Annotated in this window: 24 protein-coding genes; 5 read left to right on the forward strand and 19 right to left on the reverse strand. The window is 67.1% G+C overall.

From position 1 onward, the window contains the following. The first annotated feature begins 116 nt into the window (after positions 1–116). From NIBR502770_RS08255 to NIBR502770_RS08270, 4 genes are read left to right on the forward strand one after another with little or no spacing between them, the layout of a single operon-like run. Positions 117–1,082, forward strand: coding sequence for a sugar-binding transcriptional regulator (locus NIBR502770_RS08255; RefSeq protein WP_141181638.1), 966 nt, complete (start codon positions 117–119; stop codon positions 1,080–1,082). 19 nt (positions 1,083–1,101) lie between these two features. Further along, a complete protein-coding gene (locus NIBR502770_RS08260; protein WP_141181639.1) occupies positions 1,102–1,971 on the forward strand; it encodes an aldo/keto reductase in 870 nt (289 codons plus the stop codon). Positions 1,972–1,979: 8 nt separating this feature from the next. Continuing rightward, on the forward strand, positions 1,980–2,909 hold the full coding sequence (locus tag NIBR502770_RS08265) for an alpha/beta fold hydrolase (RefSeq protein ID WP_141181640.1): 930 nt from the start codon (positions 1,980–1,982) through the stop codon (positions 2,907–2,909). Then, positions 2,906–3,985, forward strand: a complete 1,080-nt coding sequence (locus tag NIBR502770_RS08270) for a glycosyltransferase family 1 protein (RefSeq protein ID WP_141181641.1) — start codon at positions 2,906–2,908, stop codon at positions 3,983–3,985. The genes NIBR502770_RS08265 and NIBR502770_RS08270 overlap by 4 nt, the downstream gene beginning before the upstream one ends. Positions 3,986–4,009: 24 nt before the next feature. Here NIBR502770_RS08270 and NIBR502770_RS08275 read toward each other — a convergent pair whose 3' ends face one another. The 13 genes from NIBR502770_RS08275 to pyrR all read right to left on the reverse strand — a co-directional run bounded on the left by NIBR502770_RS08275 (position 4,010) and on the right by pyrR (position 19,047). Beyond that, positions 4,010–6,145 (reverse strand): primosomal protein N', encoded by a 2,136-nt coding sequence (locus NIBR502770_RS08275; protein ID WP_141181642.1) that lies wholly within the window; start codon positions 6,143–6,145, stop codon positions 4,010–4,012. Between the two features lie 111 nt (positions 6,146–6,256). After that, a complete protein-coding gene (metK, locus tag NIBR502770_RS08280; protein WP_141160360.1) occupies positions 6,257–7,492 on the reverse strand; it encodes a methionine adenosyltransferase in 1,236 nt (411 codons plus the stop codon). Between the two features lie 76 nt (positions 7,493–7,568). Then, positions 7,569–8,807, reverse strand: coding sequence for a bifunctional phosphopantothenoylcysteine decarboxylase/phosphopantothenate--cysteine ligase CoaBC (gene coaBC, locus NIBR502770_RS08285; protein WP_141181643.1), 1,239 nt, complete (start codon positions 8,805–8,807; stop codon positions 7,569–7,571). A 33-nt stretch (positions 8,808–8,840) separates the two neighbouring features. Beyond that, positions 8,841–9,101, reverse strand: coding sequence for a DNA-directed RNA polymerase subunit omega (gene rpoZ, locus NIBR502770_RS08290; protein WP_026264487.1), 261 nt, complete (start codon positions 9,099–9,101; stop codon positions 8,841–8,843). Between the two features lie 16 nt (positions 9,102–9,117). Next, positions 9,118–9,711: a guanylate kinase gene (gmk, locus tag NIBR502770_RS08295; RefSeq protein WP_141160358.1), complete on the reverse strand. Its 594-nt coding sequence runs from the start codon at positions 9,709–9,711 to the stop codon at positions 9,118–9,120. A 47-nt stretch (positions 9,712–9,758) separates the two neighbouring features. Continuing rightward, positions 9,759–10,076, reverse strand: a complete 318-nt coding sequence (gene mihF / locus NIBR502770_RS08300) for an integration host factor, actinobacterial type (RefSeq protein ID WP_210411227.1) — start codon at positions 10,074–10,076, stop codon at positions 9,759–9,761. A 111-nt stretch (positions 10,077–10,187) separates the two neighbouring features. Continuing rightward, positions 10,188–11,066 carry an orotidine-5'-phosphate decarboxylase gene (gene pyrF, locus NIBR502770_RS08305; protein ID WP_141181644.1) on the reverse strand — a complete coding sequence of 293 codons (879 nt, stop codon included), beginning with the start codon at positions 11,064–11,066 and terminating at the stop codon, positions 10,188–10,190. Then, positions 11,059–14,373, reverse strand: a complete 3,315-nt coding sequence (gene carB / locus NIBR502770_RS08310; RefSeq protein WP_141181645.1) for a carbamoyl-phosphate synthase large subunit — start codon at positions 14,371–14,373, stop codon at positions 11,059–11,061. Before carB ends, pyrF begins: the two co-directional genes overlap by 8 nt. Next, positions 14,373–15,599 (reverse strand): glutamine-hydrolyzing carbamoyl-phosphate synthase small subunit, encoded by a 1,227-nt coding sequence (gene carA, locus NIBR502770_RS08315; protein WP_371416502.1) that lies wholly within the window; start codon positions 15,597–15,599, stop codon positions 14,373–14,375. Before carA ends, carB begins: the two co-directional genes overlap by 1 nt. Next, entirely contained in the window at positions 15,580–16,098 is a 519-nt protein-coding gene (locus NIBR502770_RS08320; protein ID WP_141181646.1) for a hypothetical protein, read from the reverse strand. The genes carA and NIBR502770_RS08320 overlap by 20 nt, the downstream gene beginning before the upstream one ends. Further along, positions 16,098–17,438 (reverse strand): dihydroorotase, encoded by a 1,341-nt coding sequence (locus NIBR502770_RS08325; RefSeq protein ID WP_141181647.1) that lies wholly within the window; start codon positions 17,436–17,438, stop codon positions 16,098–16,100. Before NIBR502770_RS08325 ends, NIBR502770_RS08320 begins: the two co-directional genes overlap by 1 nt. Continuing rightward, positions 17,438–18,463: an aspartate carbamoyltransferase catalytic subunit gene (locus NIBR502770_RS08330; protein ID WP_141181648.1), complete on the reverse strand. Its 1,026-nt coding sequence runs from the start codon at positions 18,461–18,463 to the stop codon at positions 17,438–17,440. Before NIBR502770_RS08330 ends, NIBR502770_RS08325 begins: the two co-directional genes overlap by 1 nt. After that, positions 18,460–19,047, reverse strand: coding sequence for a bifunctional pyr operon transcriptional regulator/uracil phosphoribosyltransferase PyrR (pyrR, locus tag NIBR502770_RS08335; protein ID WP_141160350.1), 588 nt, complete (start codon positions 19,045–19,047; stop codon positions 18,460–18,462). Before pyrR ends, NIBR502770_RS08330 begins: the two co-directional genes overlap by 4 nt. A gap of 178 nt (positions 19,048–19,225) precedes the next feature. Here pyrR and NIBR502770_RS08340 point away from each other — a divergent pair, with 178 nt between their 5' ends. Further along, entirely contained in the window at positions 19,226–20,488 is a 1,263-nt protein-coding gene (locus NIBR502770_RS08340) for a PrsW family intramembrane metalloprotease (protein WP_141181649.1), read from the forward strand. Between the two features lie 71 nt (positions 20,489–20,559). On the opposite strand, the gene nusB is transcribed toward NIBR502770_RS08340, so the two are convergent. From nusB to aroC, 6 genes are all read right to left on the reverse strand, one after another. Further along, entirely contained in the window at positions 20,560–20,970 is a 411-nt protein-coding gene (nusB, locus tag NIBR502770_RS08345; RefSeq protein ID WP_141160348.1) for a transcription antitermination factor NusB, read from the reverse strand. After that, positions 20,970–21,533, reverse strand: a complete 564-nt coding sequence (efp, locus tag NIBR502770_RS08350) for an elongation factor P (RefSeq protein WP_141160347.1) — start codon at positions 21,531–21,533, stop codon at positions 20,970–20,972. Before efp ends, nusB begins: the two co-directional genes overlap by 1 nt. Before the next feature lie 171 nt (positions 21,534–21,704). Next, positions 21,705–22,223 (reverse strand): tetratricopeptide repeat protein, encoded by a 519-nt coding sequence (locus NIBR502770_RS08355; RefSeq protein WP_141160346.1) that lies wholly within the window; start codon positions 22,221–22,223, stop codon positions 21,705–21,707. Beyond that, positions 22,223–23,314 (reverse strand): 3-dehydroquinate synthase, encoded by a 1,092-nt coding sequence (gene aroB, locus NIBR502770_RS08360; protein WP_141160345.1) that lies wholly within the window; start codon positions 23,312–23,314, stop codon positions 22,223–22,225. The genes NIBR502770_RS08355 and aroB overlap by 1 nt, the downstream gene beginning before the upstream one ends. After that, positions 23,311–23,880: a shikimate kinase gene (locus tag NIBR502770_RS08365; protein WP_141160344.1), complete on the reverse strand. Its 570-nt coding sequence runs from the start codon at positions 23,878–23,880 to the stop codon at positions 23,311–23,313. Before NIBR502770_RS08365 ends, aroB begins: the two co-directional genes overlap by 4 nt. Next, entirely contained in the window at positions 23,880–25,079 is a 1,200-nt protein-coding gene (gene aroC / locus NIBR502770_RS08370; protein WP_141183367.1) for a chorismate synthase, read from the reverse strand. Before aroC ends, NIBR502770_RS08365 begins: the two co-directional genes overlap by 1 nt. Positions 25,080–25,102 lie beyond the last annotated feature (23 nt).

Raw genomic sequence — 25,102 nt, forward strand, 5'->3', positions numbered from 1 at the left:
CTTGGGGCTTTGTGTGTTGCGGTCACCACTGTGCGGCACCGCCGTTCTGCTCTATTGTTTGGAGAAATGGAAAATGGAGTCAAGCACTATGCACAAACGTGCAGAACGGAAGTGAGATGGCACTTTCCCGCGACCAGGATGCCCTCCGAGCTGCACAAATGTATTACCTGCAGGACCTCACCATGGACGCGATCGCACGCGAACTGCGCACGTCCCGGTCCACGGTTTCCCGGCTGTTGTCATCGGCGCGGGAGTCCGGCCTGGTGCAGATCCAGATCCGCAACCCCCTGGATACCGGACCGGAACTGGAGGGCATGATCCGGCGCCGGTACAACCTGGACGTCCATGTGGTCCCCATCCTCGGGACGCTCAATGAAGCCGAAACCCTGGACCGGGTGGCCATGCAGGCCGCCCGCACCATCGGACCCCTGGTGGACTCGAACGCGATCATCGGCGTGGCCTGGGGATCCACGCTCAGCGCGGTGAGCAGGCACCTCACCAGGAAGATCACCCACGACAGCGTGATCGTCCAGCTCAACGGCGCCGGAAACATGCACACCACCGGCATCACCTACGCAAGCGACATCATGCGCCGGTTTGGCAGCGCCTACGGAGCACGGGTGGAACAGTTCCCCGTCCCGGCCTTCTTCGACCACGCTGCCACCAAGACGGCCATGTGGAACGAGCGCAGCGTGCAGCGCGTCCTGGAACTGCAGAAGAAGATGAGCATCGCCATCTTCGGCGTCGGTTCCGTCCACGCCGACTACCCAAGCCACGTCTACGCCGGCGGCTATCTCGACGAAGAAGACCTCAACGCCCTTGCCAACTCCGACGTCGTCGGAGACGTTGCCACCGTGTTCTTCCGGGATGACGGGTCTTCTGACGGGATCGTCCTCAACGAACGCTCCACCGGCCCGTCACTGGCCCAGCTCCGGCAGGTACGCCGCAGGATCTGCGTGGTATCCGGGGTCTCCAAGATCAACGGCCTCCGCGGAGCACTGGCGGCCAGGCTTGCGACCGACCTGATCCTGGACGAAGCCACCGCACGCCGCCTCGTCGATTACGAGGGCCTGACCAGCTGAAGTAGGTAGAGTCGTTGCCATGAGAACCTCACCCCGGCTCAGCCTGAACAACGGCGTGCTGATCGACCAGCTCGGCTTTGGGCTGTACAAGGTGCCGGCAGCCGAAGCCGAAGGGCTGGTCGCCACTGCGCTCGCCGCCGGCTATCGCCACTTCGACACCGCCGCCATGTACGGGAACGAGACCGGCGTGGCGCGCGGTATCAGTTCCCAGCTGGACGCGGGGTCCGGCAGTGGCGGCTCAGGCGAACTGTTCCCGCCCTTGTCCCGTGAAGATGTGTTCGTCACCACGAAGGTGTGGAACGACCACCATGGCTTCGACGCCACCCTGCGCGCCTTTGACGATTCCATGGTCAACCTGGGCCTGGACTATGTGGACATGTACCTCATCCACTGGCCATGCCCCCGCCGCGGGCTCTTCACCGAGACCTACCGCGCCCTGGAAACCTTGTACCGGGAGGGAAGGGTCCGTGCCATCGGCGTCAGCAACTTCCAACCGGCCCATCTTGACCGCCTGCTCGCAGGCGCCGAGGTGGTTCCCGCTGTCAACCAGATCGAACTCCATCCCTGGCTGCAACAGGAGGAACTGCGCAGCAAGCACGCGGACCTGGGCATCCGCACCGAAGCCTGGAGCCCGCTGGGCCGCGGCCAGGTGCTGGCAGACCCGGTCATCCAGGCTTGTGCCGCCGAGCACGGCCGGACGCCCGCGCAAGTGATCCTCCGCTGGCACATGCAACTGGGCAACATCGCCATTCCCAAGGCGAGTTCGGAGGCGCGCATCCGGGAGAACCTCGATGTCTTCAACTTCGAACTCTCAGCGCGCGACATGGCGGCGATCAACGCTCTGGACCGCGGGCAGCGGACCGGGTCCCACCCGGACAACGTGAACTAGGGCAGGCCATGGATACCGTGAACCCGGGGCCCTCCCCTGCGCCCGCCTACGTCAGTGCCGGCCTTTCCGGCCGTACCCTGGCCTCCGCCGTCACCCTCGACGGCGGCACCGTTGCTTTCTGGACCTATGAGCCGTTGGAGGTCACCCCGGATACCCGCACCATCCTGGTGGTCCATGGATTCCGCGGCGACCACCACGGGCTCCTGCGGGTGGCGGACCAGCTTCCGGACATGCGCATCATCATGCCGGATTTGCCCGGCTTCGGCAGCTCGGACGCTTTTACCCACGGCCCGCACTCCGTGGAACGCTACGGGCGGTTCATCTTCGACTTCATGGCGGCGCTGGGCCTGGGGAGGGACACGGTACTGCTGGGGCACTCGTTCGGATCCATCGTGGCGGCCCACTTCGTGGCCAGCAACCCGGACGCCGTTCGTCCCCTCATCCTCATCAACCCCATTGCAGCGCCGGCGCTGGAGGGGCCCAAGGGGGTAATGACCCGGCTTGCGGTGCTGTACTACAAGCTTGCTGCGCGCCTTCCGCGCAGGCCCGGACTGGCCTTGCTGCGCAATCCCGTGATTGTCAGGGTTATGAGCGAGACCATGGCCAAGACCCGCGATCCCGGCCTGAGGGCCTACATCCACGGCCAGCACCATGCCTACTTCAGTTCCTTCGCCGACAGGGACAGCCTCCTGGAATCCTTTACCGCCTCCGTCAGCCACCACGTGGCCGAGGTAGCCGGCCTGCTGGAGCTGCCCGTGCTGCTGGTCGCCGGCGAGAAGGATGAAATCGCCACCCTCCCCAGCCAGCACCGACTGCTGGGCATGCTCCCGGACGGTGAGCTGAAGGTGATTCCCGGCGTCGGGCACCTGATCCACTACGAAACACCTGAACCGGCCGCCCGCTACATCCGCAGCTTCCTTAAGGACCATCCCGCGTGAAGATCGTCATCGATGCACGTTTCACCCGTACCGACCACCACGATGGCATCAGCCGCTACGGGGCAAGCCTGATCGCCGCAACGGCAAAGATCGCGGACGTCTCGATGCTGGTGTCCGACGAGCGGCAGCTGGCGCTGCTCCCTGACGTGCCCTACACGCTCATCAGCAGCCCGCTTTCGCCCCTGGAACTGTTCGTTGCCCGGAAGGTCAACGCCCTTGGCGCGGATGTGGTTGTCTGCCCCATGCAGACCATGGGCACCTGGGGACGGAAGTACGGACTGATCCTGACCCTGCATGACTTGATCTACTACGAACACCCCACTCCCCCTGGTTTCCTGCCGGCCCCCGTCCGCCTCCTGTGGCGGCTGTACCACAAGGCGTTCTGGCCACAGCGCCTGCTCCTGGACCGGGCCGATATTGTTGCCACCATCAGCCGGACCACCGAGGCGCTGATGGCCAAGTACCGGCTGACACGCCGGCCCGTGCGCATCATTGCCAATGCCCCGCAGCCGGCCCAGGAACCGCGCGAGCCCGCCGCCGGGGCGGACAAGACAATCATCTACATGGGTTCGTTCATGCCGTACAAGAACGTGGAAACCATGGTGGCCGGTATGGCCGGACTCCCGGGCTACACGCTGCACCTGCTCAGCCGGATCACCCCGCAGCGGCGGGCAGAGCTGCAGCGTATTGTCCCCCAAGGCGCCTCCGTGGTGTTCCACAACGGCGTGACGGATGCTGAGTATGACCGGCTCCTGCGCCGGGCCACGGCACTGGTGAGCCTGTCCCGGGCCGAGGGGTATGGTCTTCCGCTCGTGGAGGCGATGGCGGTTGGTACGCCCGTGATCGCCAGCGACATTCCCATCTTCAGGGAGGTGGGGTCGGATGCCGCGATTTACGTGGATCCAGAGTCACCCGCACAGTTCGCTGACGCGGTGGGCCAGCTGCGGGACGACGGGCACTGGCAGGACCTGTCCCGCCGCTCCCTGGCCCGCGCGGCCGGGTTCAGTTGGGACGAATCGGCGCGCCAGCTGGTGGACGCGGCCCACGAGGTAGTTGCGAAGAGGCGACGGGCCTGACGTACGTCCTCCCGCAGGACGGACCTAGAGCACGTCGACGCCGTCCAGCCGCAGCTGCACGGGGTCCATGGTCCGTTTAGCGGCCACGGCGGCGCGGGTGACCCGGAGGACGCGGACGACGGCGGCGGCGTGGCCGTACGGGAAGAACAGCAGGGTCCGGACGTCCTCGGCCGAGCGCCTGCCGGTGGGCGGCGCGGTCAGCAGCAGCGGCGCCGGGCCCGCCGTTCGCACGGCGATGCCCGCGGCGGCCAGGTCCGCTTCCACGGCACCCGTGTAGTGTTCGACGGCGGCGCGCGGCCCCGTCACGGAGGCGACGCGTACCGCCGGTGGAAGCTGGAGTTCCATTCGCAGCGACAGCTCGCGCCGGGCATAGCCGGCCGGGTCCCACCGCAGCAGCGCCCCGGTGGCAGCGGTGTCCGTGGCAGTGACCACCACCAGGCCTTCCGCTGCCCCGGGCCGGACCAGGGCGGCTGCGTTGAACCAGCGGCGCAGGGTGTCTTCGCCTGCGCGGAGGCTTTCCCGGCGCAGCAGCGAATCTCCATCCAGCAGCAGGGCGGCCGCATAACCGCCGTCTGCGACGGGTTCGGCCCCAACTGTTGCCACCACCAGCGCCTTGCCCGCGCCCACTGTGGCCTTCACTTGGTCGCCCGATGACGTGACGACCGTGGTGCCGGGAAAAGCGCGGCCCAGCTCTTCAGCGGTGCGCAGGACTCCGGTGGCCCCTTTACGGAGCCGCCGCCCGCCGCAGTGGGAGCAATTCCATTCCGGAGCCGGTGAGGAACACCAGCGGCACTGGGGCAAGGCGGCTGTTCCTGCCAGGGCCAGGGGCCCCTGGCAGTGCCCACACCGGGCGGGTTCACGGCAGGTTTCGCACACGAGGGAGGGCGCGTAGCCGGCCCTGGCCACCTGGACCAGGACGGGGCCACGATCCAGCCCCTTCTTTGCCGCCTGCCAGGCGGCATGGGGCAGCCGCGCGATAGTGGCCAGGGGATCACGTTCCTGCTCGAAGCTGTCAGCCGTGTTGACCACGCGCGGAACGGTCCTGCGGACCGTGGAACGCTCGGCTTCAACGGGCACGGCCCAGCCGGCCTCCACCAGCCGCTGGACTTCGGTGCTGCGGGCGTGCCCCGCCAGGAGGCAGGCTGTGCCTTCCTGTTCTGCCCGCAGGAGGAGGACCTCCCGGGCGTGCGCGTAGGGTGCGCGCTGCTCGATGTGGAGGTCGTCGCCGTCGTCCCAGCAGGCAACCAGGCCCAAGTCCTGCACCGGCGCAAAAGCGGCGGACCTGGTGCCAATGGCGATCCTTGCCCGGCCCGCAAGGAGTCGCAGGAAGTTCCGGTACCGCGGCGTGGGGCCGTCGTCCGCCGTGAGCCTGGCCACGGCCTCCTCCGGCAGCAGTTCCATCAGCGCCTGCTCCAGCCGGTCCAGGTCGCGGTAGTCGGGCACTACCAGCAGCGCGCCCCTGCCTGAGGCGTAAGCAGCGGCGGCAGCCTGGGCCAGGAGGGCCGGCCACCCGGCGGCCCCATAGCCCTGGAGGGGATTGATGACCGCACGCGGGGATCCCCCGGCAGCCAGGTGCCTCAGGAAAGCAGCTCCGGTGCGGTACGCGGTCCACGCTGGAACGCCGGGGACAGCCGGAATGCCCAGGGCGCCTTCGGCTTCTGGAGCCTGCGGTCCTGCCGTGCCATCCAGGCCGGCAGTCCCACCCCGATCTGCAGGGTCCAGTGATGCGGGGTAGTCCTTTTCGAGCCGGGCGACGCGGGGCGGTATGGCCAGGCGGAGGACGTCGCTGACCGTGCCGGCGTACCGCGCCGCCACGGCCCCGGCAAGGTCCCGGGCTGCGGGCGTGAGGACCGGAACCGGGGACACGACCTTCGACAAGGGCACCAGGGTGTGTCCGGCATCGGATTCCGCCAGGCGCTCCAAAAGGAAACCGTTCAGATCCTGGCCATTGAACTTGACCTTGACCCTGACTCCCGGCTGGGCGTCCTGGTCCAGCGCAACCGGGACCGCGTAGTCGAAGGGGCGGTCCAGGTGCGGCAGCGACGATTCCACGAGGATCCGCGCCACGGGAAACTGCTTGGCCAGGTCGACGCCGACAGGCAGTGCGCGGGCCGGAAACCCCTGCAACAGGGATGGCTGGACGGAACTGTCAGCAACCACCGTGGCTCCCTCCGTTCAGCTGCCGGGTTGGACATGAACAGCCAAGCATAGGCCACTGACAGTGCACTTCCTGTCCGGGCCCACTGCTTCCGGGTCCGGGCAGGAATTCACCTACGCGTTGAAGAACGCCTTCAAATCATCTACCCGGTCAAGTCGTTCCCACGTGAACTCGGGCTCATCGCGGCCGAAGTGCCCGTGGGCGGCAGTCTTGGCGTAGATCGGGCGCTTCAGGTCGAGGGCGTCGATGATGGCGCGGGGACGGAGGTCGAAGATTTCCGCAATGGCGTCGCTGATCCGGGCGGGATCCACAGTCTCGGTACCAAAGGTCTCAACATAGGTTCCTACGGGGCGGGCCTGGCCGATGGCATATGCGATCTGGATCTCTGCGCGCTTGGCCAGCCCCGCGGCCACCACGTTCTTGGCAACCCACCGCATGGCGTAGGCGGCAGAGCGGTCCACCTTGGATGGATCCTTGCCGGAAAAGGCACCGCCGCCATGGCGCGCCATGCCGCCGTAGGTATCGACGATGATCTTGCGGCCGGTGAGGCCTGCATCGCCCACCGGGCCGCCGATGACGAATTCGCCGGCCGGATTGAGGATGTTCGCGGCACGGGAAATGTCCAGGTTGGCCGCGGCCAGGACGGGTTCAATGACGATGGCGGCAAGGTCCGCGCGCAACTGCTGCAGGCTTGCACCCTCGGCGTGCTGGCTCGAAATCACCACGGTTTCGATCGAAACGGGAACATCTTTGTCGTACCCCACCGTGACCTGGGTCTTGCCGTCCGGCCGAAGGTAGGCCAGCTGGCCTGTCTTGCGGACATCGGTGAGGCGCTCGGAGAGCCGGTGGGCCAGCCAGATGGGCGTGGGCATGTAGGAAGGGGTCTCGTCGCTGGCGTAGCCGAACATCAGGCCTTGGTCGCCTGCGCCCTGGAGGTCGTAGTCGTCTTCCTGGCGGCCCTCGCGGGCTTCCAGCGAGTTGAACACACCGCCGGCGATATCGTTGGACTGCTGGCCAATGGAAACAGACACGCCGCAGCGGGCACCGTCAAAACCGTTCGCTGAGGAGTCGTAGCCGATGCCAAGAATGGTTTCGCGGACGATCTGCGGGATCTCGACGTACGCGTCGGTGGTAACTTCGCCCGCAACGTGCACCAGCCCGGTGGTCGCCATTGTCTCCACGGCCACGCGTGACTCGGGGTCCGCGGCCAGCAGGGCGTCCAGGATGGCGTCGCTGATCTGGTCGCAGATCTTGTCCGGATGGCCTTCGGTGACCGACTCGGACGTGAAGAGCCGGAGCGCGGAGGGCGTGGCCCCATGGGTCTGGGGAAGGTGCAGCGGTAAAGTCACTCAACTACCTTACTGGTTGGAAGGCGCCGGCCCCGCGGGAGATGTCCTCCCGAGAAGCAAACGTGGTGCGGAACACTCAGGTACGGGGTGAAACCCTGGTCAGTTCAAAGCCGATGCGGGCAATGATGGCTTCCGAAACCTCAGTCTTGGTTCCGGCCGCTTCCTGTGGTTCGTCGCCGGCGCGCGAAAGGATGACCACCGAGTTGGAGTCCTGCCCGAAGACTTTGTCCGCGCCCACATGGTTGACCACCAGCAGGTCGCAGCCTTTTCGCTGCAGTTTCGCTTCGGCGTATGCGAGGACGTCGCCCTGGCTGTCACCGGTTTCCGCCGCGAAGCCGACGATGAGCTGGCCGGTCCCGGAAGGTCCGGCTTTGCGTTGCTCCACGAGTTCCTGCAGGATGTCCGGGTTGCGGACCAGGGTAATGACGGGGTCTGCGGTGTCGTCGCGTTTCTTGATCTTGGTGTCGGAGACATCGGCGGGGCGGAAGTCTGCCACGGCGGCGGACATGATGATGACGTCGGACCCGGCAGCGGCATCCAGCGCAGCCGCCCGGAGCTGCAGTGCAGTCTCCACGCGGACCACCTCCACCCCGGCGGGCGGCTGCACCTCCATGTGTGCCGCCAGCAGCCGGACGGTGGCACCGGCGTTCCGGGCGGCGACGGCCAGCGCGACGCCCTGCTTGCCGGAGGACCGGTTGCCGAGGAAACGGACGGGGTCCAGCGGCTCACGGGTGCCCCCTGCACTGATGGTTACGGTGCGGCCGGCAAGGGGCAACTGGAAATCGGACTGTCCCTGGACCAGTGCCATGGCGGCGTCAAAGATCGCCTGCGGTTCCGGAAGCCTTCCCGGTCCGGAGTCAGCGCCGGTCAGCCTGCCGGAGGCGGGTTCGAGGACTGCGGCGCCCCGGCCGCGGAGCGTTTCAACGTTGGCGCGGGTGGCGGCGTGCTGCCACATTTCCGTGTGCATCGCGGGCGCGAACAGCACTGGGCCGTGCGCCATCAGCAGCGTGTTGGTCAGCAGGTCACCGGCCTGGCCGGTGGCGGCTTTGGCCAGGAGGTCAGCGGTTGCGGGTGCAACAACCACCAGGTCAGCCTCGTGGCCAAGCCGGACGTGGTTCACCAGGTGGACGTCGTCAAAGACGCTGTTGCTGACGGGGTTTCCGGACAGCGCCTCCCAGGTCGCGGTGCCGATGAAGCGGGTGGACGCCTCCGTGGGGATCACCGTGACGTCATGTCCGGCTTCAGTAAAAAGCCGGAGGAGCGATGCCACCTTGTAGGCGGCAATCCCTCCCCCGACTCCGAGGACTATGCGCACGTGATCTCCGTCAGCAAGTCAGTTGGCGGCAGGTTACTCAGCGGCTTCGATCGGCGTGGAGACCAGCTTGCCTTCGTTGATCTCGCGCAGGGCGATCGAAAGCGACTTCTCGTTCAGCTTGGTGTCAACCAGGGGCCCGACGTACTCGAAGAGGCCCTCGTGCAGCTGGGCGTAGTAGGCGTTGATCTGACGAGCACGCTTGGCACCGAAGATCACCAGGCCGTACTTGGAATCCGCTACCTTCAGCAGATCGTCGATCGGCGGGTTGATGATGCCTTCAAGGTTCGTAGACACGAATTTCTCCAAATTCCTAGCGGGCTGACGGTTCCGGCAGGTGTGGATGCGGTGTCAGCCCCATGAGTGAAACAAGCTCGTCCGCTGCCCGGCGGACGTCATCGTTGATGACGGTGTGGTCGAACTCCGGTTCAGCAGCAAGTTCCAGTTTAGCGGTTTCCAGCCGGCGCTGCTGTTCCTCCGGGGTTTCGGTCCCCCGGCCCACCAGCCGGCGGACCATCTCGTCCCACGTGGGCGGGGCCAGGAAGACGAACTGCGCGTCCGGGACTGCCGCCTTGACCTGGCGGGCGCCCTGGAGGTCAATCTCCAGCAGCACCGAACGGCCTTCCGCGATGGCCCCGTTCACGGTGCTCTTCAGGGTGCCGTAGGTGTTCTGTCCGTGGACCACTGCCCACTCCAGGAGTTCACCATCGGCGATGAGCTGCTCGAACTCCTCCTTGGTTTTGAAGAAGTAGTGGACGCCGTCCACTTCGCCGGGCCGGGGCGCCCGGGTGGTGGCTGAAACGGAAAGCCAGACCTCGGGGTAGTTGTCCCGGATGTAGGTGGACACGGTGCCTTTGCCAACAGCCGTCGGACCTGCGAGGACTGTCAGTCCCGGTTTCTTGCTCACGTATTCCTTTTGCCACGGTTGGGGGAAGGACAGGCGCGGCCTGTGCCTCAGTGCTCGTCTATAAAATCTACCAGCGCCCGGCGCTGGTGGACGCCCAGCCCACGGACCCTGCGGGACGCCGCAATGCCCAGCTGCTGCATGATGGCGGCGGCCCGGACCTTTCCGATGCCGGGCAGGGCCTCGAGCAGCTCCGAAACCCGCATGCGGGCCAGCGCATCATCCTCCAGTGCGGAACTGATGATATCCGCGGCCGACCTGTCACCGTTCCGGAGGCTCTCCTTGGCAGCAGCCCGGGTAGCCCTGGCCGCGGCCGCCTTGCCCAGGGCCTCGGCCCGTTCAGAAGCGGATAAAGGTCGCAGGACCATCACGGACACCCCCGGAGTCGGCGGATTTCATCCAAGGGCGGCCGCCCTTGGACCTGTCCTGAAACTACCCTTTGGTGCAGCCCGAATCAATGCATCCGGACAATTGGCGGCCTATTCGCCCCGCAGTCCCGCCAGCGTCCGCAGGGCGGCCTCACGCAGTCCGCGGATTTCCGGTCCCGCCGCGAGGATGTCGCGGCTCGATGTTCCCAGGACGAGCGGGTAGGCGTCGCCGAACGTGGTCCTCAGCCCGGCCGGGGTAGCCCCCTGGGCACCGAGCCCGGGTGCCAGGATGGGTCCACGGACGGCGGCGAGGTCCAGTTCCAGGTCTGCCAGGGCGCTCCCCACGGTGGCGCCGACCACCAGGCCGACGGAGCCGAGGCTTCCGGCGTACCGTGAGTTCTCCGCGGCCGCGGCCTCCGTGATCCGGCGGGCCACGGAATCCTTTCCGCCGACGTGCTGGACCGAGGCGCCTTCGGGGTTGGAAGTCAGTGCCAGCACGAATACGCCGCGCCCGGTCTCCGCCGCGAGGTCCAGCGCGGGGCGCAGTGACTCGAAGCCGAGGTAGGGGCTGAGCGTGACGGAATCGGCGGCGAGTGGTGAGCCGTCCCGGAGCCAGGCGTCGGCGTAGGCGGCCATGGTGGAGCCGATGTCGCCGCGCTTGGCGTCGGCGACAGTGAGTACCGACTGGTTGCGGGCTTCAGCCAGGACCTCTTCCAGGACGGCCAGGCCGGCCGATCCGTGGCGCTCGTAAAGTGCCACCTGCGGCTTCACCGCGGCAGCGAGGGAAGCCACTGCCTCCAAAGCCGTCAGCGAAAACCGGCGCAGTCCGGCGGCGTCGTCGTCCAGCCCCCATGCCTTCAGCAGGGAGGGGTGTGGGTCGATGCCGACGCAGAGCGGGCCGCGGGCGGCCATGGCCGCCCCGAGCCGGGAGCCGAAGGACTCCCGGCCGGCGCCTGGCCCCGGGGTGGTGCCGGATACCTGCTCAGGCATGCTGCAGGGCCGCCTTCTGCGATTCCGCGAGGGCTGCCGCGTGTTCCTGCAGGCTGGTAACGGACCACTGGTAGGTGCGCATGGCTTCGATAGCCTGGACCGCGGCGTTGAATTCGGCCACGGTGGTGATGCACGGGATGCCGATGGAGGTTGCCGCGGCGCGGATCTCGTAGCCGTCGCTGCGCGCCTCCCCTCCGGAGGGCGTGTTGAAGACCATATCGATTTCCCCCGCCACGATCAGGTCGGCGATGGTGCCCTCGCCTTCAGCGCTGCTGCCCTCGGCCACCTTGCGGACCGGGGTGGCCTGGATGCCGTTGCGGCGCAGCACGTCCGCCGTGCCGCCGGTGGAGACGATCTCGAAGCCAAGGTCCGAGAGGCGCTTGACCGCCATGATCACCGAGCGCTTGTCCCGGTTGGCCACGGAGACAAAGACCTTGCCCTCGGTGGGCAGGGCGTTGTTGGCACCGGCCTGGCTCTTGGCGAAGGCGGTGTCGAAGTGCTTGTCGATGCCCATGACTTCGCCGGTGGAGCGCATCTCGGGTCCGAGCAGGGAGTCCACCACCTTGCCTTCGAGGGTGCGGAACCGGCTGAACGGGAGCACCGCTTCCTTGACGGCCACGGGGGCGTCAAGGGGCAGGGTTGAACCGTCGCCGGACTCCGGCAGCATCTTGTAGGCGCTGCGGAGCTGGTTGATGGTCACGCCGGTGCCGATCAGGGCCGCGGCCTTGGCCATCTGGACGCCCGTGGCCTTGGACACGAACGGCACGGTCCGCGAGGCGCGGGGGTTGGCTTCCAGGACGTACAGCACGTCCGAGGCCAGCGCGAACTGGATGTTGATCAGGCCCCGGACGCCCACGCCTTCGGCGATGGCGCGGGTGGCTACGCGGACACGCTCGATGACGTTGCCGCCCAGGGTGATCGGAGGCAGGACACAGGCGGAGTCGCCGGAGTGGATGCCGGCTTCCTCGATGTGTTCCATGATGCCGCCCAGGTACATGTCGGTGCCGTCGTAGAGGGCGTCGACGTCGATTTCGACGGCGTCCTCAAGGAACCGGTCGATCAGCACGGGGTGGTCCGGGGTGATCTCGGTGGCGTTGGCGATGTAGCGGGAGAGGTTGGGCTCGTCGTAGACGATTTCCATGCCGCGGCCGCCCAGCACGTAGGACGGGCGGACCAGGACGGGGTAGCCGATCTCGTCCGCGATCTTCTTGGCGTCCTCGAAGGAGACGGCGGTGCCGTTCTTGGGCGACACCAGGCCGGCCTTGTCCAGCACGCGGGTGAAGGCGCCGCGGTGCTCCGCGAGGTCGATGGCCTCCGGGGAGGTGCCCAGGATCGGCACGCCGGCGTCAGCCAGCTGCTGCGCCAACTTCAGCGGGGTCTGGCCGCCGAGCTGGACGAAGACGCCCATGACGCCGCCGGTACGTTCCTCTGCCGCGATGACCTCCAGCACGTCCTCGAGCGTGAGCGGCTCGAAGTACAGGCGGGTGGAGACGTCGTAGTCGGTGGAGACGGTTTCCGGGTTGCAGTTGACCATGACGGTCTCGTAGCCGGCCTTGCGCAGCGCCATGGAGGCGTGGACGCAGGAGTAGTCGAATTCGATGCCCTGGCCGATGCGGTTGGGGCCGGAACCGAGGATCAGGATGGACGGCTTGGAGTGCAGCGCAACCTCGTCCTCCTCGTCGTAGGCCGAGTAGTGGTACGGGGTGTACGCGGCGAACTCGGCGGCGCAGGTGTCAACGGTCTTGTAGACGGGGCGGATGCCCAGGGCCTGCCGGACACCGCGGACGACGGCCTCGGAGTTGTGGGTCAGGGCGCCGATCTGCTCGTCGGAGAAGCCGTGGCGCTTGGCACGCTGCAGCATCTCCTTGGTGAGGGCTCCGGCCTGCCGGATTTCGTGGGAGATCTCGTTGAGCAGCTGGAGCTGGTCCAGGAACCAGGGGTCGATCTTGGTCGCCTCGAAGAGCTGCTCCACGGTGGCGCCGCCCAGGAGGGCGCGCTGGACCTGGTGCAGGCGTTCGGTGGTGGGACGCTTGGCCTTCTCGATAAGCTCTGCCACTTCGTATTCCGGGACGCTGCTGAAGTCCAGCTGCGAACCCTTCTGTTCGAGGGAGCGGAGCGCCTTCTGCAGGGCTTCGGTGAAGTTGCGGCCCATGGCCATGGCTTCGCCCACGGACTTCATGGTGGTGGTCAAGGTGTCGTCCGCGGCCGGGAACTTCTCGAAGGCGAACCGCGGGACCTTGACCACCACGTAGTCCAGGGTGGGTTCGAAGGACGCCGGGGTCTTCTGGGTGATGTCGTTGGGGATCTCATCCAGGGTGTAGCCGAGCGAGAGCTTGGTGGCGATCTTGGCGATGGCGAAGCCGGTTGCCTTGGATGCCAGCGCCGAGGAGCGGGAGACACGGGGGTTCATTTCGATGACCACCACGCGGCCGGTGGCGGGGTCGATGGCGAACTGGATGTTGCAGCCGCCGGTGTCAACGCCCACTTCACGGATCACGGCGATGGCTACGTCGCGGAGTTTCTGGTACTCCCGGTCGGTGAGGGTCAGGGCCGGCGCCACGGTGATGGAGTCGCCGGTGTGAACGCCTACGGGGTCGAAGTTTTCGATGGAGCAGACGACAACCACGTTGTCGTTCTTGTCCCGCATCATCTCGAGCTCGTATTCCTTCCAGCCCAGGATGCTCTCTTCGAGCAGCACCTCGCTGGTGGGGCTGTACTGCAGGCCCTGGCCGACGATGCGGCGCAGGTCATCCTCGTTGTAGGCCAGGCCGGAGCCCAGGCCTCCCATCGTGAAGGAGGGGCGGACGACCATCGGGTAGCCGAGGTCACCGGCAGCGTTGAGGGCCTCATCCATGGTGTGGATGATGTGGCTGCGGGCCGATTCGGCGCCGCAGCGCTCCACGACGCCCTTGAACTTCTCGCGGTCCTCGCCGAGTTCGATGGCGGCGATGTTCGCGCCGATCAGCTCCACGTTGTACTTCTCCAGCACACCGTTCTTGTCCAGGGCGATGGCGGTGTTCAGCGCGGTCTGGCCACCCAGGGTGGGAAGCACGGCGTCGGGGCGCTCCTTGGCGATGATCTTCTCCACCACCTCGGGAGTGATGGGTTCAACGTAGGTGGCGTCGGCGAACTCGGGGTCGGTCATGATGGTGGCCGGGTTGGAGTTCACGAGGATGACGCGCAGGCCCTCCTCCTTGAGGACCCGCAGGGCCTGCGTGCCGGAGTAGTCGAATTCGGCGGCCTGGCCGATGACGATCGGGCCGGAACCAATGACGAGGACGCTTTTGAGATCTGTACGTTTCGGCATTACTTCTTGTCCTCAGTCTTGTTGTGGTTGGCGGTCTTGGTGTCCGCCATCAGGTCGATGAACCGGTCGAACAGGTAGGCGGCGTCGTGCGGGCCGGCCGCAGCCTCGGGGTGGTACTGGACGGAGAAGGCCGGGATGTCCAGGCAGGCGAGGCCTTCCACGACGTCGTCGTTCAGGCTGATGTGGCTGACTTCCACCCGGCCGTAGCGTGCCTCCGGAGCCTGGGTGGCGCCGTCGAGCGGGGCGTCCACGGCGAAACCGTGGTTCTGGGAGGTGATTTCCACCTTGCCGGTGCGGCGGTCCATCACGGGCTGGTTGATGCCTCGGTGGCCGTAGCGGAGCTTGTAGGTGCCAAAGCCCAGTGCGCGGCCCAGGATCTGGTTGCCGAAGCAGATGCCAAAGTAGGGCAGCTTCTCGTCCAGGACAGAGCGCAGGAGCTTGACCTGGGCGTCGGCGGTGGCGGGGTCGCCCGGGCCGTTGGACATGAAGAAGCCGTCCGGGTTGACGGCCTTGACGTCCTCGAGGGTGGCGGTGGCCGGGAGCACGTGGACCCGGACGCCGCGCTCGGCGAACCGGACCGGCGTCATGGCCTTAATGCCGAGGTCGATCGCCGCGATGCTGAAGCGGGGTTCACCCTCCCAGCCGTGGTCCTTGGGTTCCACCACGTAGGCTTCGTCGACGCTGACTTCCTCGGCCAGGCGCGAACCCTCCATGGGGGCACTGGCCAGGACGGCGTCGAGCAGTTCCTTGTCGGTGCCCTGCGCCGCCTCGCCGGAGAAGATGCCGGCGCGCATGGTCTTATGCTCACGCAGGTGCCGGGTGATGGCGCGGGTGTCCACACCCTGGATGCCGACGATGCCCTGGGCCACCAGCTCCTCATCCAGCGACCGCTCGGAACGCCAGTTGGAGGGACGGCGGGCGGCGTCGCGGACAATGTAGCCGGCCACCCAGATGCGCCGGGACTCGGCGTCGTCATCATTCACGCCGGTGTTGCCGATGTGCGGCGCCGTCTGCACCACCAGCTGGCGGGCGTAAGAGGGATCGGTAATGGTTTCCTGGTAGCCGGTCATGCCGGTGGCAAAGACGGCCTCGCCCAGGGCGGTGCCGGTGGCACCGTAACTGGTGCCGCGGAAAATGCGTCCGTCTTCGAGGACCAGGGCTGCCGGAGCGGAGGTGGTTGCTGTCAATGTATTCGCTTTCACTGTCTTACTTTCCACTGGTGGCACCAGCCGCTGGGGCTGACGAAATCAATTCCTGAAGGGCCTGGTACAGCACGTCCTTGTCCGCGGCGCGGCGGGTTCGGAAGCCGGTATCCAGTTCATGCGTGCCGTGCGTCCATCCGAGCACCAGGAGGCCGTCCTTTTCCACGAACTTCCCTGCCATGCCGCTGTCCTGGCGGACTTCGGTGAGGGAGGCTGCGGGGATGTACAGCGCAGGTGCGCCGGACCGCCCGTAGAGGACGCCGTGCGGGTACACCTCGAGGGTGGAGTTGGTGCGGATGCCCAGCCCGTGCACGGCGATCCGGTCAAGCCAGTCACCGGCCGTCGTGGTGGCCACGTACTGCCCTTCGGCGGCGGCGGTGGGCTCGCCCGGGGCGGAGGGCGCCGGGGGCAGTTGTTCGACGTCGGACTGGCGCTTAAGGCGGTTGCGCCAGCCCACTGCGAGGAGGACAAACACGACGGCGACCACCGCCAGCATGGCAAGGCCGGGAAGGATCTTATCCATCAGGCAGCGCCTGCAGGGGTTGCGGCGGAGTCCGGGTGGGGCGTGTTGAGGCCACCGTCGAGGACCGTGGGGTGGCCGCGGAAAAAGGTTGCCACCACCTTGCCCGGGAGTTCCCTGCCCTTGAAGGGCGAGTTGCGGCCCATGGTGGCCATCTTGAAGGGGTCCACCGTCCAGCGCGCGGCCGGATCCACCAGGATGAGGTTGGCTGGTTCCCCCGCTTCGATGGGCCTGCCCTGGTCGGCCAGCCGCCCGATCTTCGCTGCCGCGCTGGAGGTGACCCGGGCGAAGTCGGCCCACGTCATCAGTCCGGTCTCAATCATGGCGTGCTGGACCACGGACAGGGCGGTTTCCAGTCCGGTCATGCCCATGGCAGCCTGCGCCCACTCGCATTCCTTGTGCTCGCTGGGGTGCGGTGCGTGGTCGGTACCCACAACGTCGATCGTGCCGTCTGCCAGGCCGGCGCGCAACGCCTGGACGTCCGCGTCGGTGCGCAGCGGCGGGTTGACCTTGAAGACGGGGTCGTAGCTGCGGACCAGGTCGTCGGTCAGCAGCAGGTGGTGCGGGGTGACCTCCGCCGTGACGTCGATGCCGCGTTCCTTGGCCCAGCGGATGATCTCCACAGATCCTGCCGTGGACACGTGGCAGACGTGCAGGCGAGAGCCGACGTGCTGGGCCAGGAGGACGTCGCGGGCAATGATGCTTTCCTCGGCCACGGCGGGCCAGCCGGTGAGGCCCAGGACGGCCGAGACGTCGCCTTCGTTCATCTGGGCACCGGCGGTCAGGCGCGGTTCCTGGGCGTGCTGGGCCACCACGCCGTCGAACGCCTTGACGTACTCCAGCGCGCGGCGCATCAGCACGGGGTCGTGGACGCAAATGCCGTCGTCGGAGAACATCCGCACCCGGGCGCGGGAATCGGCCATCGCGCCCAGCTCGGCAAGCTGCTCCCCCGCCAGGCCGACGGTGACCGCGCCTACCGGGCGGACGTCCACCCACCCTGCTGCCTGGCCGAGGGTGTAGACCTGCTCCACCACACCCGCGGTGTCGGCCACAGGAGTGCTGTTGGCCATCGCGTGCACGGCGGTGTAGCCGCCCAGCGCCGCTGCGCGCGTTCCGGTCTCGACCGTCTCGGCGTCCTCGCGGCCGGGTTCGCGGAGGTGGGTGTGGACGTCCACCATGCCCGGCAGGGCCACCAGCCCGGCGGCGTCGATGACGGTGGCACCATCAGCGGACAGCCCGTGGCCGATCTCGGCAATGATGCCGTCGCGGACCAGCAGGTCGGTGGGTTCGCCGCCCAGGATGGCGGCGCCCTGGATGCGGTACGTTCCGGTGTTGCCTGCCATCAGTTGCTCTCCTTGGTGGACGGGGCAGCGGCGAACGCCGGTGCCCGGGTTGCGGCTGGTTCCCGGGTGTCCCCGGAGAGCAGCAGGTACAGTGCGGCCATCCGCACGGACACGCCGTTCCGGACCTGGGCCAGGACGGTGGAGCGCGGCGAGTCCGCCGCGGCGGCGCTGATCTCCAGGCCGCGGTTCATGGGGCCCGGGTGCATGATGATGGTGTCCGTCATGCCCAGGTCGTCCAGGGCCCGGAGCCGGTTGTCGTCGAAGCCCCATCGGCGGGAGTATTCGCGGGTGCTTGGGAAGAACGAAGCGTTCATGCGTTCGCCCTGGACGCGGAGCATCATGACGGCGTCCACGCCGTTTGCGAGGGTTTGGTCCAGGTCGTAGCTGACGCTGCAGGGCCACTTGTCGACGCCGACCGGCAGCAGGGTGGGCGGCGCCACGAGCGTGACTTCCGCTCCCAGGGTCCGGAGCAGCCAGACGTTGGAGCGGGCCACGCGGGAGTGCAGGACGTCACCGGCGATGGCCACCCGCATGCCCTTGAGGTCCGTTCCTTCGGAGCCCGTTCCGGCCAGGCGGGCCCAGTGCCGCCGCATGGTGAAGGCGTCCAGGAGGGCCTGGGTGGGGTGCTCGTGGGTGCCGTCACCGGCGTTGATCACGGCTGCATCGATCCAGTCCGTGGCGGCCAGGCGGTGGGGTGCGCCCGACGCCCAGTGACGGATCACGACGGCGTCAGCCCCCATGGCGGACAGGGTCTGGGCCGTGTCCTTGAGGGACTCGCCCTTGGAGACGGAGGATCCCTTGGCGGCGAAGTTGATGACGTCGGCAGAGAGCCGCTTGGCCGCGGCTTCGAAGGAAATGCGGGTGCGGGTGGAGTCCTCGAAGAACAGGTTGACCACGGTGCGGCCGCGCAGCGCCGGAAGCTTCTTCACTTCCCGCTCGCCCACGGCCGACATTTCCTCGGCAGTGTCAAGGATGCGGATGGCGTTCGAAAGGCTCAGGTCCCCGGTAGACAGGAGGTGTTTCATGCGCCGCCCTCAATGACGACTTCGTTGACCGGCGCTCCGGCGTCGGAGGTGTCCGTTTCTTCCAGCCGGACCCTGACCTTTTCCGCGGACGAGGTCGGCAGGTTCTTGCCTACATGGTCGGCGCGGATGGGGAGTTCGCGGTGGCCCCGGTCGATCAGGACCGCGAGCCGGACGATCCGGGGGCGGCCGAGGTCAACGAGGGCGTCCAGCGCGGCGCGGATGGTGCGGCCCGAATAAAGGACGTCGTCGATCAGCACCACGACTTTGTTGTCGATGCCGGTCCGGGGAAGCCTGGTGGGGTACGGCGGCCGCGTGCCCTGGTGGGAGAGGTCGTCCCGGAACATGGTGACGTCGAGCTGGCCCACGATGGCGGCGGCATCAACGGTGTTGTCTGCGGCAGCAATCTTTTCGGCGAGCCGCACGGCCAGCGGGTAGCCGCGGCGGGGAATGCCCAACAGGACCAGGTCCCGGGACCCCTTGTTGGCTTCGAGGATCTCATGGGCGATACGAGTGAGGGCCCGGTCAATGTCCGCCTGGCTGAGGACAACCCTGGCTGGAACCGGTGCGCTGGTGACAGATGTCAACGCTCGTCTCCCCTTTCCCCGCCTCACAGGACGGAATTAAAAAAGGAATGTTTGCTGTTCAAAATTACCACACGGACTTTCCCGGTCCGGTGCCGTGGGAACGCGGCGCTGATCACATTCCAGCGGTCCGATGCCGGGGTTCTTTGTGGTGCGGAGGTACGCGCCTAGGCTTTCGGATATGGCGATGTACCCGCAGCAACCCCCTTCCGGGCTTCCCGACGACCCCTACCGCGGCACGCCCGGCCCCCTGCCGCAGCAGGCCAATCCCAGCTGGATGGGCCACGTACACCCGGAGCACTACCGGACCGCCCCGGGCCACCAGGGCCAGCCGCTGGCCGTGATGGCCCCTGCCCGGGCAACGGCGCCGCGGACCCGCGGCGGCCTGGCAGGCCTGTCGGTCGCCGGCGGCATACTGGCCTTCCTCAGCCTGTTCCTGGTGGTGCCGTTCCTGCTGTCCAACACCGGGGCCGGAGGCTTCCTGATCGGCTTCCTGGCGTCCCTGGTCCCCCTGGCCGTGGTCCTGGCCGCCGTCCACATCATCGACAGGTGGGAGCCGGAGCCCAAGCGCCTGCTGTTCTTCGCTTTCACGTGGGGTGCGGCGGTGTCCGTTGCCGTGACGCTGTTGATCCAGCCGTTCTTCGTCTTCGCGTTCCAGTTCACCGGAGAACCGGACCTGCGGACCTACATGGCAACGGTGCAGGCGCCCATCGTTGAGGAATTCGCCAAATCGCTTGGATTGTTGATCCTCCTCCTCGCGGCGCGCCGGCAATTCGACGGCCCCGTGGACGGCGTGGTGTTCGCCTTCACCATCGCCGGCGGATTCGCGTTCACCGAGAACATCCTCTACTTTGGCCGTGCCATTGCAGAGTCCGCATCCCCTGCCGGCGGCCTCGCCCAGGTCTTCTTCCTCCGCGGCGTCATGTCCCCGTTCGCCCATGCGATCTTCACCGGCACCACGGGCCTGGTGATGGGTTTCGCCGCCCGGCGCTGGCATACGGGCGCATCAATAGGTGCATTCTTCGTGGGACTGCTGCCGGCCATGTTCCTGCATAACAGGTGGAACAGCATGGGCCAGGGGTTCCTGCTGGATTACATCGTGGTCCAGGTACCGATCTTCCTGCTCGCGGTGGCCGGCATCATCTTCCTGCGGGTGGCGGAGAAACGCCTGACCCGCCAGCGCCTGCTGGAGTACTCGGCCGCGGGCTGGTTCACCCCGGCCGAAGTCCAGTTGCTGGCTACGGTGGGTGGCCGGCGCACGGCCCTGGCGTGGGCTGCAAGGTCGGGACGGAAACGACAGATGAAGCAATTCCTGAAGGCAGCCACCCAGCTGGCCAACACCCGGCAGCGCATCCTCAGTGGACGCGACGTGCCGCTGCACCAGGCCGAAGAAAGGCAGCAACTCCAGCACATCCTCTCCCTGCGCGCGGCGGTGGCCGGCTGACGACCGGCCGTCAACGCAGAAGGCCCCGCCGGTGGCGGGGCCTTCTGCTGTCACGGTGCATTGTCCTTGGGTCAGGCGAGCAGTGACGGCTTCAGCTGCTGCAGCCGGCCCAGCAGGCCGTTGATGAACTGCGGAGACTCGTCGGTGGACAACGTCTTGGCCAGCGCAACTGCCTCGCTGACCGCCACCCCGTCAGGGACGTCGTCGTTGTAAAGGAGCTCCCAGGTGCCAATGCGCAGGATGATTCGGTCCACGGAGGGCATGCGCTCCAGGGTCCAGCCCTGCGAGTAAGTCTCCAGGAACTCGTCGATGGCCGCCTGCTGGGAGACTACGCCTTCGACGATTTCCAGGGTGTAGGGATTGACCACCTGGTCGGTCTTTTCGCGGCGTGCGCGAAGCACGTCGAACGCCGAAACAGAGCGCTGCTCCGCTTCGAAAAGAACATCCAGTGCCCTGCTGCGGGCTTTACCGCGGGCGCTCACTACTCAGAAACCCGGCCCAGGTAGCTGCCGTCCCGGGTGTCCACCTTGACCTTGGTGTTGTTCTCGATGAACAGCGGGACCTGGATTTCGTAGCCGGTCTCCAGGGTGGCCGGCTTGGTGCCTGCGGAGGAGCGGTCGCCCTGCAGGCCCGGCTCCGTGTAGGTGATTTCGAGGACGACGCTCGGCGGCAGTTCGATGTAGAGGGGGTTGCCGTCATGGATGGCGATGTTGACCATCTGGTTTTCAAGCATGAAGTTGGTGGCATCGCCAACCGTGGCGCCGGAGACGGTGATCTGGTCGTAGTCGGAGGTGTCCATGAAGACGAAATCCGCACCGTCCTGGTACAGGTACTGGTAGTCACGGCGGTCCACTGTGGCCGTCTCGATCTTGAGCCCGGCGTTGAACGTCTTGTCAACAACCTTGCCGGACATCACGTTGCGCATCTTGGTCCGCACAAAGGCGCCGCCCTTGCCGGGCTTGACGTGCTGGAATTCGATGACGTTCCAGAGCTGGCCCTCGAGCTTCAGGACCGTTCCGTTCTTAATGTCGTTAGTGGTTGCCACTGGTTTCCTCTGGTTTCTTTGTCTGGCCGCGTGGTCAGATGCTGTATGCCGGGCGGGCACGCCGCAACGGCCCGCCTGCACGTGTTTGTCAAAAATCGCGTGGATGCAAAAATTCCACAACCATTCTACCGGTAAATACCGGGAAGCCTTTCCGGTGCTGCGGGACGGGGCTCAGCAGGCCAGGTCCAGGACGTCCCGGGCCCGCTGCAAGGCCACGGTGGAGGAGTAGATCTGGGCCGCATCCGCTGACTGTGCCACCCGGAGGTCCAGGGCCTTGGAGAAGGACTCAACGGCGGCCGAGGTCTGGCCGGCCGCGTATTGCGTGCGTCCCAGGTATTGCAATGCGGGCGCTTCGCGGGGTGTCCCGTGCACCTCGGCGACGAGCTGGCGGAACAACTCGATGGCGCGGTCCATCCGGTGCGAGACACTCAGCACCTCGGCCTCGAAAAGGCGCAGCCGGAATGATTCCGGGTCCTTGAACCGGGCTTCGGCAAGCAGTTCGGCGGCGTCGGAGGCATGGCCCTCCACGAGCAGCACGAAGATCGGGTCGGCAGGGTCGGTGGAGGCAGCCAGGGCCTCCCTGACCGCGTCCTCGTTGATGATCTGCGCGCGCAGGGTATCCGGGTTGATCCTGATCCCCGGGAAGCCGGCCTCTGGCCAGTCAGCGGTCCCACTCATATCGCCCTGCATCAGGAAGCAATCTCCTGGTAGGCGGCAAACAGCAGCGACGTGTCCGGGACGTCGAGGATTCCGGGCTTGGCGATGCCGTCCAGGACGACGAAGCGCAGCAGGTCCCCCCGGGATTTCTTGTCACGGCGCATGCCGTCGAGCAGGCCCTGCCACCGGTCCCGCCGGTAGGTGACAGGAAGCCCAAGCCCGTCAAGGATGCTCCGGTGCCGGTCGGCGTCGGCATCGCTGAGCCGCCCGACGCTGCGGGCGAGTTCCGCGGCGAACATCATCCCGACGGACACGGCGGCCCCGTGCCGCCAGGAGTAGCGTTCCACCAGTTCGATGGCGTGGCCCAGGGTGTGGCCGTAGTTCAGGATCTCCCGGAGGCCGGATTCCTTGAGGTCCTCGGAGACCACCTTCGCCTTGACCGCAATGGCCCGTTCAACGAGTTCGCGGAGCGCTTCGGAGCGGGGGTCCACCACCGCGGCGGGGTCCGTTTCGACCAGGTCAAGGATGGCGGGATCGGCGATGAAGCCGCACTTGATGACCTCGGCGAGGCCGGAAATCATCTCGTTTTTCGGCAGCGTGTCCAGCGTGTCCAGGTCCGCCAGGACGGCAGCGGGCGGGTGGAAGGCACCCACCAGGTTCTTTCCCTCAGCGGTGTTGATGCCGGTCTTGCCGCCCACGGACGCATCCACCATGCCCAGCAGGCTGGTGGGCATGTGGATGACCTTGACCCCGCGCAGCCAGGTGGCGGCGACGAAGCCGGCGAGGTCGGTCACCGCGCCCCCGCCCACGGCAACAATGGCATCGGAGCGGGTGAAATCATTCTGGCCGAGGACCTGCCAGCAGAAAGCGGCCACCTGGATGTGCTTGCCTTCTTCCGCGTCCGGGATTTCGGCGGTGAGGGAGGTGAAGCCGGCAGCGGCGAGTTCGTCCCGGACAGTGTCTCCGGTGAGGCGCAGGGCACGGGGGTGGATCACCAGGACCCGCCGGACGCGCTCCCCGAGCAGCCCGGGAAGGTCACCAAGCAGGCCGCGCCCGACGACGACGCCGTAGTTGTTGCCGGCACCTTCGCCGGTGACGTTGATGACTGTTGATTGCGTGTTCACTTTTCAACTTCCTGTTTGGCAGCTGCGTGGTTCCGCAGTGCTGCTTCCAGCCGGCCGCCGAGCTCAGGTATTGAGCCGTGGCGGACGTCCAGGGTGATGTCGGCCAGCCTCTCGTAGACCGGCCTGCGGGTGGCGAACATTGCCGTCCAGCGGCCCATGGCATCGCCGGCGAGGAGGGGACGGCCGGAGTTCCGGGCTATCCGGTCCGCCACGGTATCGGCGTCGCACTCCAGGTACACAACGGTGCAGCGGCTGATCAGTTGCTGCGTTCCCGAGTCGAGTACAGCCCCGCCGCCCAGCGAAATTATCGTGGGTGTGCCTTCGGCTTCCTCGACGGCGTCGGCGACGGTCCGGGCCTCGATCTCCCGGAACGCGTGCTCGCCGCGTCCTGCGAAGATGTCCGCGATGGACCCGTGGCCGGCCACGATCACCGCGTCCGTGTCGATGAACCTGGCGCCCACCTGCTGGGCGAGCTGCTGTCCGATGGCCGATTTTCCTACGGCCATCGGGCCGATGAGCACTATCGGCCGGTCGCCGAGAGGTCCGGGACTGCTGCGGTGGAGCACTACTGGCCGATCGAGTCCAGGGATGCCGGGATGCTGTCCAGGTAACCCTTGATGTTGCGCGCGGTTTCCGCCACGGAGTCACCGCCGAACTTTTCAATGACGGCTTCAGCGAGGACCAGGGCCACCATGGCCTCGGCCACCACGCCGGCAGCCGGAACTGCGCAGACATCCGAGCGCTGGTGGTGTGCCTTGGCCGGCTCCCCGGTGCTGACGTCGATGGTCCGCAGGGCGCGCGGAACGGTTGCGATGGGCTTCATGGCTGCGCGGACCCGGAGGACATCGCCGATGCTCATGCCGCCTTCGATGCCGCCGGCGCGGTTGCTGGCGCGGACAATGCGGCCGTCGCCGTCCCGGACGATTTCGTCGTGGGCAGCGGAGCCACGGCGTGCAGCGGTCAGGAAGCCGTCGCCGACCTCAACCCCCTTGATGGCCTGGATGCCCATGAGGGCGGCCGCCAGCCTGGCGTCCAGGCGGCGGTCCCAGTGCACGTAGCTGCCCAGTCCGGGCGGTAGCCCGTACGCCAGGACTTCCACCACGCCGCCCAGGGTTTCGCCTTCCTTGTGCGCAGCATCCACTTCGGCCACCATGGCGTCCGAAGTTTCGCGGTCGAAGCAGCGCAGGGGGTCCGCGTCCAGGGCGATGACGTCACCGGGCACGGGCAGCGGGCGGCCTTCGGGTACCGTCACGCTGGCGATGGACACGGTATGGCTGACAAGTTCAATGCCGAGGTGCTTGAGGAACTGGGCCGCCACGGTCCCCAGTGCCACGCGGGTGGCGGTCTCCCGTGCGCTGGCGCGCTCCAGCACCGGGCGGGCTTCGTCGAAGCCGTACTTCTGCATGCCCGTGAAGTCTGCGTGCCCCGGGCGCGGCCGCGTCAGGGGCGCATTGCGCGCCTGGTCGGCGAGGAGTCCGGGTTCCACCGGGTCGGCGGACATGATCTGCTCCCACTTGGGCCATTCGGTGTTCGCCACCTGGATGGCGACGGGACCGCCCTGGGTCAGGCCGTGCCGGACACCGCCGAGGATAGTGACCACGTCCTGCTCGAACTTCATCCGGGCCCCCCGCCCGTAGCCAAGCCGGCGGCGGGCCAGGGAGTCTGCGATGTGGCCACCGGTGATTTCCACCCCGGCGGGGACGCCTTCAATAATTCCCATCAGAGCCGGGCCATGGGATTCACCGGCAGTCAACCAACGCATAATTTCCATCCTGCCACGTAGGGCGG

It is taken from the genome of Pseudarthrobacter sp. NIBRBAC000502770, from assembly GCF_006517815.1.
GTDB lineage: Bacteria > Actinomycetota > Actinomycetes > Actinomycetales > Micrococcaceae > Arthrobacter > Arthrobacter niigatensis.